The following is a 13787-nucleotide window of genomic DNA, read 5'->3' as shown; positions in this document are numbered from 1 at the left end:
GACAGGCTCGGGCTCGGGCGCAGACTCAGGCACAGGCTCGGGCGCAGCCGTCAGCGGGTTCTCGGGCGCCGCGGCAGGCCCGGCCAGGGGGGCGGTCCCGCCCGTGGCGTGTGCCCCACGACCCGCCTCACGTCCGCCGGCGCCCGGCCGACCGCTCTCTTCCGACACGCCGCCATCCTGCCATGGCTCCGCCAACCCACCCCCTCCACAGGCGCGCTTGCACCCGTCGACTACTAAGGCTTACCTTACGCGAACAACGTTCGCATCGGAGGTCATCATGCCCGAAGCCGCGCCACCCACCCCTGCCCGGGCCACGCCCGAGGCGCCGTCCGGGACATCGCCCGCCCGGGAACCGACCCCCGCCAAGGGCTCCGCCCCACGGGCACCACACCCCCCGCACGCCCCGCACGCGCCCCACATCAAGCCCGGCCTCGTCCTCGCCACCGTCTGCCTCTGTCAGCTGATGGTCACGCTCGACGCCAGCATCGTGAACATCGCGCTCCCCGCCATGAGCGAGGCGCTCGGCTTCGTCGACAGCGCGCTGCCCTGGGTGGTCAACGCCTACGCCCTGGCGTTCGGCGGGCTGCTGCTGCTCGGCGGCCGCATCGCCGACCTGGTCGGACACCGCCGGGCGGTGCTCGCCGGCCTGGTGCTCTTCGGGATCGCCTCGGTCCTCGGCGGCTTCGCCCAGTCGCCCGCTCAGCTGGTCGCCGCCCGCGCCGGCCAGGGCGTCGCGGCCGCGGTGCTGGCCCCGATCGGCCTGACACTGATCATGGTGACGTTCGCCGAGGGCCCGGCCCGGGCCCGGGCGCTCGGCATCTGGTCGATGGTGACGGCCGGCGGAAGCGCGCTCGGCGTCCTGCTCGGCGGGGTGCTGACCGACCTGCTCGACTGGCGCTGGGTGTTCTTCGTCAACGCACCGATCGTGCTGGTCGGCGTCGTCCTGGCGGCGCGCTCGGTGCCGGCCGTCCGCCCGCCGCGCACCGGCCGTCCGGACGTGCTCGGCGCCGTACTCGGCACCGGTGCGATGACCGCCCTGGTCTACGGACTGATGGAGACCGACCGCCATCCGTGGGGTTCGGCCCGGACCCTCGGCACCCTCGCCGCCGCCGTCCTGCTCGGCCTCGCCTTCCTGCTCTGGGAGGCCCGGTTCGCTCAGGCACCGATCGTCCGGCTGGGCGTGCTCCGCGCCCGCACCGCCTGGGTGGCGAGCACGGTGGTCACGCTGCTCGGGGCCGGGATGCTGGTCGGCTTCTACTTCTGCTCGCTGCTCCTGCAGAACGTCCTGCACTACGGCCCGCTCGCGGCCGGCGCCGCGTTCCTGCCGTTCTGCGCCGGGACGGCGGCGGGCAGCATGGTCGCCGGCCGGCTCACCGCCCGGTTCGGCGGACGGGTCACACTCACCGGCGGGCTGCTGCTCTCGGGCCTCGGGATGCTCTGGTTCGCCGGACTCGGCGTGGACTCCGACTACCTCACCGGCTTCGTCGGACCGTCCCTCGTGGCCAGCGTCGGGGTCGGCATCTGCATGGTCGCCAACACGGCCATGGGCACCTCCGGAGTCGATCCCCGGGAGGCCGGACTGGTCAGCGGCCTGCTCAACGCCGGCCGGCAGTGCGGCGGCAGCATCGGCCTCGCCGTCCTGTCGACCCTGGCGGTGTCCGCCACCCGCCGGGCAACGGAGGAGGGTGACACCCCGCTGGCCGCACTGGCCGCCGGGTACGACCGGGCGTTCGTGGTCACGGCCGCCCTGCTCGGTGTGGCGGCGGTGATCGCGGTGCTGTTCGTCCCGGCCCGCAGGCCGGCCGCCGAACCGCTGCCCCCGCGAACCGGCTGACCGGCTGACCGGCTGACCGGACCGGGCTGCGGCACCCGCCGGCGCTTCGGGCCGCACCGGATGCCCACCGGACCGACCGGACCGGGCCCGCCGTCTCCGCCCGACGCCCGCGGGGACGGCGGCCGACGGCCGGGACCGGACCGGCCGAAGTCCGCCCGTCCCGTCCGGGACGGCGGCGGGTTCACCGTTCGGGGCCGGTCCGGGGTCCGCCGTTTCCACGGCGTCCACGGCGTCCGGAGCGTCGGGGGCGTCCGGGGCTTCCGCCGTGTCAGTAGATCAGGTAGCCCGGCCGGTGACCCTCGTCCTCGATCTCCCCGGTGGCCTGGGCCCGCAGCTTGCGGGACAGCGCCTCCAGGGCCCGCGAGGCCGCGACCTCCTCGCCGATCCGGGCGAGCGGACGGTCGTCCGCGCTCCTCGTCGCCTCACCGTGCGCCGTGAGGCCCGGTGCTCGCGCCCCGGTCAGCCTCGCGTCGCATCCCGTGTGGACGCCGTCCTCCTCGAAACTCAGCTCCACATCCCACTGGTTGTGCATGCCACACCTCCTGGCGCCGACCCCCGTCGCGCCTGCTCGGACCGGTACGGGTGGTGGCCCCGTGGCGGCCGCTCACACCAGCGTGCGCCCGCCACCACGGCGGCGGCAAGCGGGCGCCGCGCCCTGCCTCCGGGGCGCCGTTCCGCGGGTCGGCGCCCTGCCCCGGCGGTAGGCTGACGACAGCGCGCCAACGCCGCGGGACGCTCCCGGAGGGCGGCTTCGCACGGAGGTCCTCCCGCACTCCGGAAGCCCGGCCTCCGGAGACCCGGCGGTGCGGCGCGGGCAACGACCTTCGGGTGGTCCCTTCGTGGCGGTCTTCGTCCTGGCACTGAGCGCCGCCTGCTGTCTGGGTCTCGGTTTCGTCCTCCAGCAGCACGCCGCGCAGCGGGCTCCGCGTGCCGACATGCTCCGCTGGCGACTGCTGCTGGACCTGTTGAAGATGCGCGAGTGGCTGCTCGGCACCGGCTTCATGGTCTGCGGGCTGATCCTCTCCGCCCTCGCCCTGAACCAGGGCGAGGTCTCACTCGTCGAACCGCTGCTCGCCACGAACCTCATCTTCGCCATGGCGCTCTCCCGGGTGCTGACCAAGCAGACGCTGGGACGTTCGGGCTGGGCGGGTGTGGTGCTGCTCGCCGCCGGGGTGACGGCGTTCATCGTGGCCGGCCGGCCGACCGGCGGCGGCCCACCGGCGAGCGAGCTGCGGCACTGGCTGGTGGTGGGCACGGTGGTCGGCCTGACGCTGCTGCTGGTGTCGTTGGCCCGCCGGATGCCGCTGTTCGAGGAGGCGACCCTGCTCGCCCTCGCGGCAGGACTGCTCTACGGCCTCCAGGACGCGCTCACCCGGACCACCACCCTGCGCCTCGACGACCAAGGCCTGGACGCGGTGCTGCGCAGTTGGCAGCCGTACGCGGTGGTCGCGGCGGGCGTGGTCGGGCTGCTGCTGGTCCAGAGCGCCTTCGAGGCCGCGCCGCTGCGCATGTCGCTGCCCGCACTGACCGCCGCCCAGCCGATCGCCGGAATCGCCTGCGCGGTCGGCTTCCTCGGCGACCGGCTCCGGTTCACCCCGGGTGCCCTGGCGTGGCAGATCGCCGGACTGCTCGCCATCGTGATCGGAGTGGTGGTGATCGGCCGCCACCCCGCGATGCCCGGTGCCGTCGGGGAAGCCCGGGACGGTGCCGCCGAGGTCCGCGGCGACAAGGACGGCACGGACCAGGAGGATGGAGGAGCCGGACGGGACGGACGGGACGGACAAGGCGGGCGGGACGGACGAGGCGGGCAGGACGGGCGGGACGGGGCAAGGCGAGCCGCCGATCAGGAGGACGGGACCCACGGGAACGGGGCCCACGGCCGCAGGAGCCGACGGAGCAGCACTCGGACGAACGGGACTCAAGGGAGCGCGGTGGAGCACAAGGACCGAAGTGGCCCCGGCGACGACGGCGGTACCGGCCCGGCCGACCCGCCCGCCGACACCGGCTGACCGGCCACCGGAACACCCCGCATGTGCTGGAGCGCTCGGGCGGATCTGGTGGTCGGCGGCACGGTGTCGGCCATCGGCGTCCTCTGCCTGGTCCGGGCCCACCGTGCCGGGTGGCCCGAACGGCTCCCGCTCGCCGCCCTCCCGCTCGTCCTGGGTGTGCACCAGCTGATCGAGGCCGCGGTCTGGTCGGGCGCCGACGGCGACCTGCCCTCCGGCCCGGCCCGCTGGGCGGGCACGGCGTGGGCGGTGATCGCCCTGCCGCTCCTCCCCGTCCTGGTCCCGGTCGGGGTCCGGTGCGCGACCGACGGCGGCCCGGCCCGGCGCCGACTGCTCACGGCCGTCTCCCTCCTCGGTGTCCTGGTGGCCGTCCCGCTGTCCCTCGCCGTCACCCTCCACCCGGTGACCGTCACCGAGCACACGCACACCCTCACCTACGGAGTAGGCGTCCCCCACTCCGCCCTTCTGCTCGTCGGCTACCTCCTCGCCACCGTCGGTTCCCTCCTCCTCAGCGGAGACCGGCTGCTCCGCCTGCTCGGTCTCCTCACCGGCGCCGGCGCCGTACTCTGCGCCCTGCTCTGGCGACTGGCCTTCATCTCGACCTGGTGCGCGCTGGCCGCGCTCGTCTCCGTTCTCCTCCTCCGCTGGTCGGGTTTTCCCGGACCGGTCCCCGACCGGCGGGACCCGACCGCCGTGACCCGACAGTCGTGACCACCCCGGCTCCCCGTTCCTGACGCGGCTGCCGCAGGTCGGCGCCCGCCCGGACGGCGCGCCGTTCGGACCGCGCCCGCCCGGAGGCCGCCGCCCGCAGAGTGCCCGGCTGCGGTGGGTCCTTCCGGCCCCCGTTCGCCGAGGCACCGGAGCAGCTGCGGCTGGAATCCGCCCCGACGGACCGCTCGCCCGCCCGACCGGGCCGGGCTGGGCCGGGCCGGGCCGGGCCGGAGCCACGGGCCGGACCGGAGCTCTCCCCGCCCGCCCCGGCCTGGTCAGGATCAGGATCAGGCCGGTGCGGTCGTCCGGGTCAGGCGACGACCCGGGCAGCGGCCACCGGCTCCTCTGCCGGACTGCTGCTCGCGGCGGCGGCCGCCACCGGTCCACGGCCGCGCCGCCGGTCCATCTCACGCCACTCGGGCCGCAGACCGGACAGGGTCGTGGTGACGAAGTACAGGCCGCCGCACACGAACAGCACGGGTATGAGACCGGCCAGCGCCACGGCCGAGCCCGCGAGGAGGCCGCCCAGCGGGATGCCGGCCCAGGCCAGCGAGTCGCCGAGGGCGTTGACCCGGCCGAGCAGGTGGCGCGGTACACGCTCCAGCTGGACGGCGCCGAGGATCGGGTTGAGGAATCCGGAGCCGAAACCGCCCACCGCGAAGACCGCGAGGACGACACCCATCGGCGCGTCGACGGCCAGCACCAGGAAGCGCGGGGCGCCGCAGAGCAGGAAGCCGACGAAGAACACGGTCCGGCGCGGCAGCCGGTGGGCGAACGCGGCCGCGATGAGGCTGCCCGCCACCGCCGCGATCCCCCAGGCGCTCCCGATCAGGCCGATGGCGGCCGGGCCGCCGCCCGACTCCCGGGCCCACACGGGGACCAGGACCGTGAAGAACCCGGCGTCCAGCAGGTTGGTCACCGCGACCATGACGACGATCGTCAGCAGCAGCGGCTCGCCCCGGAGGAAGGCGAACCCCTCGCCGAACATCCGCCAGTACCCGGGCTGCTCCTCCACCGCACGCCCGCCCGCGTCCACGGCCCGGCGGCCGGCCACCGGCGCCGCGCCACTCCCGGCCGGCGCCTCGGACAGGCGATCCGACTCCCCCGCCGGCCCGGCCCCGGCCGCGGGTGACGCCACCGCCCGGCCCATGCCCCGCGGCAGCGCCAGCGCGATGACCAGCGAGCCCAGTGCGAAGGCGACCGCGTTGACGGTCAGTCCGGCCATCGGGCCGACCAGGGCGATCAGCCCGCCGCCCACCGCCGGGCCCGCCGTGGAGGCCAGCCGCTCCGTGACGCCGGAGAGGCCGGTGGCCCGCTCCATCGGAACGCCGGCCCGGTCGGCCGCTTCGGGGACCATGACCTCCTTGGCCAAGTCCCCCGGGCCGCGGGCCGCGCCGATGACCGCGACCATGACCAGCAGCAGCCAGAACGGCAGCAGGCCGAGGCCGTGCAGCAGGGGGACCAGCCCGGCCGCGACGGCGCTCACCGCGTCCGTCGTCCAGGAGACGACGCGCGGGCCGATCCGGTCGACCACCGGCCCGGCGAGGGCCTTGACCAGCACGTACGGTGTCAGCTCGGCGAAGGCGACCAGACCGGTCATGGTCGCGCTGCCGGTGGTGGCGAGCACGAACCACGGCAGCGCGATGGCCGACACCCGTGTCCCGGTCAGCGACACGGCCATCGCCGTCAGCACACCCACGAGGGGCCGGAGGCTGCGCGGCCCGGCAACCGCGGCGACGGCAGTGGTCCCGGCACCGGGCAGGTCGGTGGTTCGCGTGGTCATGATCGCTCCTCCAGTTCCTTCGCCGCCGTCGTGATCGGGTCGGGCAGCACGTGGACGACCACAGCCACCCGCTCGGTGCCCTCGGGCCCGGGCTCCACCGGGTCGGCCCGCCGGTAGCGCGCGACCACCTCCGTGAGCTCCCCCGCCAGCCCGCGGGCCTCCTCCGGGGTGAGCTGGAGGACCGAGTCGCTGAGGTCCAGGGCGTGCCGCCAGGCGGTCGGCATGGTCTCGTAGGCGTTCAGCGCCGTCTGCGCGGTGACGGTATGGGCCGCGACGATCGACCGCAGGTAGCCGAGCGCCGCCTCCGGGTCCTCGTCCGCGAGGTCGGTGTCCGTCCACCACGTGACCTGGTGGACCGCCTTCCACCACCGGTCACGGGCATTGCCGCGCTCGGTGTCCTCCGCGACGAACCCGGACGCCGCGAGCTGGCGGAGGTGGTAGCTGGTCGCGCCCGAGTTCAGCCCCAGCTGCTCGGCGAGCCTGGTGGCCGTGGACGGGCCGTACTTGCGGAGCAGCCCGATCAGCTGCACGCGCACGGGGTGGGCCAGGGCGCGCAGCCCCTTCGCGTCGAGCACGACATCGGTCTGCGGATCCGGGCTGTGCGGCCACCTGCGGTCTTCGGTCATGGCAGCACCATAGGACAGCCAACAGTTCTTCGCAAAGGGTTTTTGCGAAGAAGTCTTTGCGGTTCCGTCGAACGCCGCGGCCCCGGCGCGGGGCACGGGCCCGCGGGCCCGGACCTGCGGGGCACGGTCGTAGGGGCACGGACCCGCGGGGCACCGCCGTACGGGGCACCGCCGTACGGGGCACCGCCGTACGAGGCACCGCCGTACGGGGCTCGGCCGTCAGTCGCCGGCGACGGACAGCACGAGGACCACCGTGACCCCTCCCCCCGGCGTCTGCTCCACGCCCAGCCGCCCCCCGGCGGCGCGGGCCAGCGCCGGCACGGACGGCCCGACGCGCCCGGCCGGTCCGCCCGGGCCGCGCCCGCCGTCGGGGCCGCCGGGTTCGCCGGTCCGCGCCCCGGCTATCAGCCAGTGCCGCGCCTCGGGCATCTCCGACGGCCCGCGGTCCACCACCCTGAGCTCCACCCGCGCCAGTTCACCCACCGGGACCTCCGGCACCGCGGACGCCCCGGGGAACCCCAGCCTGCCCGGGCCGCCCGGGCCGGGGACCGCGTCGACCCTGACCAGCACCCGGACACCGGGCGGGTTGCGCCGGATCGCGTGGTCGACGAGCGCGGCCAGCGCCGCCTCCAGCCGCCGGGAGTCCGCCGCCACCACCGGCAGGCCGACCGGCATCAGCACCGACACCGCCGCCGACCGGCCACCGCCCCGCAGCACCCGCCGCACCACGTCGGCGACCTGGACGTGCCGCGCGTCCGGCACACAGCCGCCGACCCGGTCCGTCCACCTCAGGCGCTCCAGCTCGGTCCTCGACAGCGGCTGCGGCCCGACCATCCCGCCCGAGCCGAACCGGCCCGGACCGCCCGGACCCCCGACGGCCGGGACCGCGCCCGGCGCGGTCGCACCGCCCGGCCGGCCGCCGCCGGAGCCCTTGAGCAGCCACGCACCCGCCGACGCCCCGGCCCGCGCCCGCGGACCGAACCCGCCCAGCGCCCGGGCGCCCGACGCCACGTAGTCCCACAGCTTCCCGCCGGCCATCGCCCCGCCCCTCGTCCCTCGCGGACCGTCTCCGCAGAATCCCCGGCAAGCCGGCACGGACCGCTTCCCCGGTCCGGTACCCAGCCTGTGTCAGAGCCGCCCGGGTGACAATCCGGCTCCCGGCCCGCGGCCGACCGGGGCACCCCGCCGACCGGCGGAGCCGCCACCCGCCGACCGGCGGGGCGCACCGGACCAGCGCGCGCCCTGGATCACGCGCACCCCGCCCCCGAACACTCCCAGAGCACCCCCGGACCCACCGTCCGCACGCCCCCGCAGCCCCTGGCTCCCGCCCGGCCCCGGGGGGCCCGACCGACCGCGCCCGGGTGCCCGTCCCACCCAACGACACACGCCCCGCCACCGTGCCCGGGCACCGTCCGACCACCCGCGCACCACCCGCGCCCACCACCCGCGCCCGCCGTTCGCACCCACCACCCGCGCCCTGCGCCGCCGCACGGCCGGAACCGGCCGCCGAACCTAGACTGACCCCATGGCCCGGCTCAACGACCAGGTCAGGGAGCTGCTCCAGGAGTACGCCGACCTGATCTCGATCACCGGCGGGGACGCCTTCCGCGCCCGCGCCTACGAGAAGGCCGCCCGGGCGGTCGGCGGCCACCCCGACGACATCGCCGGGCTCGGCGCCAAGGAGCTCCAGCAGATCCCCGGCGTCGGCAGGTCCACCGCCGAGAAGGTCGCCGAGTACCTCTCCACCGGCCGGATCGAGGCGCTGGAGTCGCTGCGCGCGATGATCCCGGCCGGGGCGCGCGCCATGATGTCCGTCCCCAACGTGGGCCCCAAACGCGCCCTCGCGCTCTACCGCGACCTCGGCATCGCCTCCGTCGACGAGCTGGCCGAGGCGATCAGGGCCGACCGGCTGACCGGGCTGGCGGGCTTCGGCGAACGCAGCGGCGAGAAGATCCTGCACGGCATCGAGCTGATGCGGCAGTCCGGCGGGCGGACCCTGCTGGACGTCGCCACCGCGCAGGCGGAGCAGATCGTCGCGGCGCTCGCGGCCGTCCCGGGCTGCACCCGCTGCGCGTACGCCGGTTCGCTGCGGCGGATGCGCGAGACCGTCGGCGACATCGACGTGCTGGCCACCGCCGAGGACTCGGCGCCGCTGATGGCGGCGCTCACCGGGCTCCCGTACGTGGCCGAGGTGATCGCCGGCGGTCCGACCAAGACCTCGGTCCGCACCACCGACGGCCTCCAGGTGGACCTGCGCGTGGTGCCGGAGGAGGACTGGGGCGCGGCACTGGTGTACTTCACCGGCTCCAAGGCGCACAACATCAGGCTCCGCACGATCGCGGTGCGGGCCGGCCTGAAGCTCTCCGAGTACGGGCTGTTCGACGCCGGGAGCGGGGACAAGGTCGTCTCGGCGACCGAGGTGGAGGTCTACGCGGCGCTCGGCCTGCCGTGGATCGCGCCGCCGCTGCGGGAGGACCGGGGCGAGATCGAGGCGGCGCTGCGCGGCGAGCTGCCGGACCTGGTCACCGAGGCCGATCTCCGCGGAGACCTGCACACCCACACCGACCTGACCGACGGCCTGGCCGGCCTGGAGGACATGATCGACGCGGCGGCCGCCCGCGGCTACGCCTACTACGCCGTCACCGACCACGCGCCCGACCTGGTGATGCAGCGGATGACGGACGAGAAGATGCTCGCCCAGCGCGAGCGGCTGCGTGAACTCGCGGGCCGCCACCGCCGGATGCGACTGCTGCACGGCACCGAGCTGAACATCGGCCCGGACGGCACGGTGGACTGGCCGGCCGACTTCCTGGCCGGCTTCGACGTGTGCGTGGCCTCGGTCCACTCCCACTTCGGCGCCGACCGGGCGACCCAGACCCGCCGCCTGATCCGCGCCTGCGAGAACCCGCACGTCCACGTCATCGGCCACCTCACCACCCGGCGGATCGGCCGGCGCGGACCGATCGACGTCGACCTGGACGCCGTCTTCGCGGCGGCCGCCCGCACCGGCACGGCCGTCGAGATCAACAGCTCGCCGCAGCGCCTCGACCTGCGCGACGAGGACGTGCTGCGCGCCAGGCGCCACGGGGTCCGGTTCTCGGTCGACAGCGACGCGCACGCCACCCCGCACCTGGCCTACCCCCGCTACGGGATCGGCACCGCGCAGCGGGCCTGGCTGACCGCCGAGGACGTGATCAACACCTGGCCCTGGCAGCGGCTCAAGCGGTTCCTGCGCAAGGACGCACTGCGCTGATCGCCCCGCCCCGCAGCGCCTCACCCCAGCAGCGCCCCACCCCCACAGCGCCCCGCCCCGCCCCGCCCGGCAGCACGGGCCCGCGATGTCCGATTCGATGGAATTCCTTACGGAAACCCCTGGTATGTCGGACGGGCGAGGAGCATCATGGATATGGACCTGCGAGGTAGATGAGGGAGTTCGACCGCAGGAGGCAGTGGCGACAGATCGAGACGGATCAGGGTCTGCCGCTGGTACCTCGGTCGACGATCGAACTGTTCGGCCGGAGGACGTGTCGTCCGGAGGCCACCCCCACCTCGCAGGTTCCACACGTCCGGTCCCGACCCGAGGCGCCCGGCCACGTCCCGTCCGGCCACCTCCCGCCCGGCCACGAGACCTCCGCCGGCGCACCGCCCGGCTACGACGCCGTCGGCACGGCGTACCCCATCTCCCAGGCGTGCACGGCGATGCCGACCCGGTTCGCCACCCCGAGCTTGCGCTGGATGCTCGCGACGTGGGTCTTCACGGTGCCCGGCGAGATGAAGAGCTCGGCGGCGATGTCGGCGTTGGTCCGACCCGCGGCGACCTGCCCGGCGATCTCCACCTCGCGTCCGGTCAGGGGCGCGGCCGGAGCCGACCGCCGGTCCGACCGCCGCGGCGCCGTGACGTGCTGCAGCAGCCGCACCGTGACCGACGGGCTGATCAGGCTCTCCCCGCCCGCCGCCGCCCGGACGGCCTCGGCCAGCAGCGCCGGACCGGAGCGCTTGAGCAGGAACCCCGAGGCTCCGTGCTGCAAGGCCGGGTAGACGTACTCGTCGAGGTCGAAGGTGGTCAGCACGACCACCCGCACCGGCACGGCGGCGCCCGGACCGGCCAGTCTCCTGGTCAGCTCCAGGCCGTCCATCCGCGGCATCCGGATGTCCACCAGCGCGACGTCCGGACGCAGCTCCCCGGCGAGTTCGAGCGCGGCGACCCCGTCGGCCGCCTCGCCGACCACCGCGATGTCGGGCTGCGCCTCCAGGATCCGCCGCACGCTGCGGCGCACGGCCTCCTGGTCGTCCGCGATCAGCGTCCGGATGGGCTCTGCGTTCGGGCTCGTCACGGAGGGCAGTCTCGCACGACGGCGCCGCCCGCCCGCGGCCCGCTCGGGCTCGGGCGGGGCCCGGGCGGACCGGCCCCGGAGGTCGGGTCCGCCCGCCGTCGCACAGCACGGCCGGGCGCGCGGCTCCTCGCCCCGGAACCGCGCGTCGCGGTCGGCGAAGCCGAAGCAACCCGCCTCGGGGGCGGGCGCGGTCGCCCCTAAAGCTTGTTCCGGAAGGTCCGGGACTGGGCATTTCTCCGGTATGGGTGGGGTGCTGCGGGCTGAGCCGGTCTGGGTGGAGACGTTCACAGGTCTGCGGATGCGGCAGTTCGAGGGCCTGGTGCGGGTGGTGCGGGAGCGGGGTGGCAACGGGCCGGGCGGTGGCAGGCCGTGGTGCCTGCCGCTGCCCGACCGGGTCCTGCTGGTCGCCGTGTACTACCGGACCAATCTCACGATGCGCCGGCTCGCGCCGCTGTTCGGGATCTCGACGGCCACGGTCTGCCGCGTCGTCCAGCGCCTGGGCCCGCTCCTGGCCCTCGAAGCCGCTCCACGCCCGCAACCGGGCGTGGAGCGGCTGTGGATCGTCGACGGCACCCTGGTCCCCGTGCGCGACCGCAGCATCGCCGCCTCCGGCCGCAACTACCGCTTCTCCGCGAACGTGCAGGTCGTCGTCGACGCCGACACCCGCCTCGTGGTCGCCACCGCCCGCCCCGTGCCGGGCAACAAGGCCGACGCGCACGCGTGGCGCACCTCCGACCTGCCCGCCACCTGCTCCGGCACCACCGTCCTCGCCGACGGCGCCTACATCAACACCGGCCTCGTCGTCCCGCACCGCAGACGCGCCGGCCGTCCCCTCCTGCGGGCCCAGGAGGAGGACAACGCCGAACACCGACGCGTACGCGCCCGCGTCGAGCACACCTTCGCCCGCATGAAGAACTACAAGATCCTCCGCGACTGCCGACAGAAGGGCGACGGCCTGCACCACGCGGTGCAGGCCGTCGCCCACATGCACAACCTCGCCCGAACTGGATGAAACCAGCAGGTCAGACCACACCCCGACCTGCCCACACCCAGACTTCTGCAACAACCTTTAGCGGGCGGGCAGCACGCAGCCGGTCCGCCAGCCCGCCGGCCGCCGCGGCCCCGACTCCAGCACCCCGCCGTGCGCGGCGACGCGCTCGGCGAGCCCCACCAGGCCGGTGCCGCCACTGCCCGGACGGCGCCGCAGGAGCCCCCTGACGCCGCGTCCGCCACCGCCGTCGTCGGTCACCGACACCTCCACCGTACGGCCGCCACGTGGACCGCCCGACGAACCGACCGCCACCCGCACCACCACGTCGACGGCCCCGGGCGCGTGCCTGCGGACGTTGGTCAACGCCTCCAGGACGACGGCGTACGCGGTGCCCTCCGCCTCCCCCGTCAGCAGCCCGACGGCTTCCGGCGCCGCCTCCAGGCGGGCCCGGACCGCGCCCGTGGTGGTGAACCGGCCGACCAGTTCCGGCAGATCGGCCAGCCCGCGCAACCGGGTCGCGCCGGTCACCCGGCCCGCCGCACCCCCGCCGGCCGCCCCGCGCCCGTCGCGGCCCCCGCCCTCCTCCTCGTCCGGCTGCGGCTCCCGCAGCGCACCGACCATGGCGTCCATCGAGTCCAGTGCCCGCAGCCCGGCCTCCTCCAGTCGGCGCAGCAACTCGGCGGTCTCCTCCGGCTCCTGGCCGGGCAGTTGGCCCGCCTGGGCCTCCAGCACGATGCCGGTGACCTCGTGCGCGACGGAGTCGTGCAGCCCCCGCGCCACCTCCAGCCGCTGCTCGCGCCGGGCCCGGGCCACCGCACGCTCCCGCCGGGCGTCCAGTGCCCGCAGGTAGAGGCCCGCCCCGACCACCCCGGCCAGCGGCACCACCGACAGCAGGACGGCGATCAGCGAGCCGGTCCATCCTCCTTCCGGCACCCGAGCGGTGAACCGCAGCGGTACCGCGACCACCGCCGCCGCCACGGCCGCGCCGACCACGCCGGCCCACCGACCGCGCGCCCGGCGGACCACCCGCCCCGCCAGCACCACGAGGGCCGGCCACTCGAACGGCAGCCAGAGACCGGCGAGTCGGTACGGCCCCGTGTACACGGCGTCCAGCAGCAGCGACGCGGCGGCCACGGCGCCCGCCGCCGTCGCGAGCGTCACCCGTCGCGACGGCGACGGCCACGGAAGGACCGCCACCGAGACCGCCAGGGCGGCCATGACCGCGATGAGCAGCGCGGCGGCGTGCTCACCCCCGTGCGCCAGAGCGACGGGCGCGAGCAGGAGGAGTGCCGCAACGGCGGCCAGCGGTCGGCGGGTCCGGGCGGGGCGGGGGAAGGGGCCGGAACGGTCGGTGGCGGGACGGAGGTCGGTCCCGGAACGGGCCCGCACACGGTCCGCCGGAGGGTCAGCACGCATGCGCATGAGCCTACGATCCGGCCGGACGGTCACCCGGGCGGCCCAAGGGGCGAAGGAGGTGGGACCCGTTTCCCGGACACGGGCCG

10 protein-coding genes and 1 pseudogene are annotated in these 13787 nt (G+C 75.6%); 5 read left to right on the top strand and 6 right to left on the bottom strand.

From position 1 onward, the window contains the following. The first annotated feature begins 277 nt into the window (after nucleotides 1-277). A complete protein-coding gene (locus OG550_RS31840; protein ID WP_327683394.1) occupies nucleotides 278-1834 on the top strand; it encodes an MFS transporter in 1557 nt (518 codons plus the stop codon). Between the two features lie 268 nt (nucleotides 1835-2102). Here the strand turns inward: OG550_RS31840 and OG550_RS31835 are convergent, their stop codons facing one another. Next, complete coding sequence (locus OG550_RS31835; protein WP_327683392.1) at nucleotides 2103-2366, bottom strand: dsRBD fold-containing protein; 264 nt, start codon at nucleotides 2364-2366, stop codon at nucleotides 2103-2105. A gap of 307 nt (nucleotides 2367-2673) precedes the next feature. On the opposite strand from OG550_RS31835, the pseudogene OG550_RS31830 reads away from it, so the two are divergent. After that, nucleotides 2674-3513, top strand: a pseudogene (locus OG550_RS31830) (DMT family transporter); the annotation flags it as partial. A 351-nt stretch (nucleotides 3514-3864) separates the two neighbouring features. Beyond that, a complete protein-coding gene (locus tag OG550_RS31825) occupies nucleotides 3865-4551 on the top strand; it encodes a DUF6629 family protein (protein ID WP_327683390.1) in 687 nt (228 codons plus the stop codon). A gap of 310 nt (nucleotides 4552-4861) precedes the next feature. Here the strand turns inward: OG550_RS31825 and OG550_RS31820 are convergent, their stop codons facing one another. From OG550_RS31820 to OG550_RS31810, 3 genes are all read right to left on the bottom strand, one after another. Then, nucleotides 4862-6334, bottom strand: coding sequence for an MFS transporter (locus OG550_RS31820; RefSeq protein ID WP_327683388.1), 1473 nt, complete (start codon nucleotides 6332-6334; stop codon nucleotides 4862-4864). After that, on the bottom strand, nucleotides 6331-6960 hold the full coding sequence (locus OG550_RS31815) for a winged helix-turn-helix domain-containing protein (RefSeq protein WP_327683386.1): 630 nt from the start codon (nucleotides 6958-6960) through the stop codon (nucleotides 6331-6333). Before OG550_RS31815 ends, OG550_RS31820 begins: the two co-directional genes overlap by 4 nt. 219 nt (nucleotides 6961-7179) lie before the next feature. Further along, entirely contained in the window at nucleotides 7180-7998 is an 819-nt protein-coding gene (locus OG550_RS31810; protein WP_327683384.1) for an ATP-binding protein, read from the bottom strand. A gap of 487 nt (nucleotides 7999-8485) precedes the next feature. Here OG550_RS31810 and polX point away from each other — a divergent pair, with 487 nt between their 5' ends. Beyond that, nucleotides 8486-10213, top strand: a complete 1728-nt coding sequence (polX, locus tag OG550_RS31805; RefSeq protein ID WP_327683382.1) for a DNA polymerase/3'-5' exonuclease PolX — start codon at nucleotides 8486-8488, stop codon at nucleotides 10211-10213. A 397-nt stretch (nucleotides 10214-10610) separates the two neighbouring features. On the opposite strand, the gene OG550_RS31800 is transcribed toward polX, so the two are convergent. Continuing rightward, the gene (locus OG550_RS31800; RefSeq protein ID WP_327683380.1) at nucleotides 10611-11294 is read right to left on the bottom strand and encodes a response regulator transcription factor; all 684 of its coding nucleotides are present in this window, start codon (nucleotides 11292-11294) and stop codon (nucleotides 10611-10613) included. A gap of 241 nt (nucleotides 11295-11535) precedes the next feature. Between OG550_RS31800 and OG550_RS31795 the strand changes: the two genes are divergently transcribed. After that, nucleotides 11536-12306, top strand: a complete 771-nt coding sequence (locus tag OG550_RS31795) for a transposase (RefSeq protein ID WP_327683248.1) — start codon at nucleotides 11536-11538, stop codon at nucleotides 12304-12306. Between the two features lie 57 nt (nucleotides 12307-12363). Here OG550_RS31795 and OG550_RS31790 read toward each other — a convergent pair whose 3' ends face one another. Next, on the bottom strand, nucleotides 12364-13701 hold the full coding sequence (locus tag OG550_RS31790; RefSeq protein ID WP_327683378.1) for a sensor histidine kinase: 1338 nt from the start codon (nucleotides 13699-13701) through the stop codon (nucleotides 12364-12366). Nucleotides 13702-13787 lie beyond the last annotated feature (86 nt).

The sequence above is a fragment of the Kitasatospora sp. NBC_00458 genome (genome assembly GCF_036013975.1).
GTDB lineage: Bacteria > Actinomycetota > Actinomycetes > Streptomycetales > Streptomycetaceae > Kitasatospora.
Note: the sequence above shows the minus strand (reverse complement) of the source record. Positions and strands in the feature narration are given on the sequence as shown.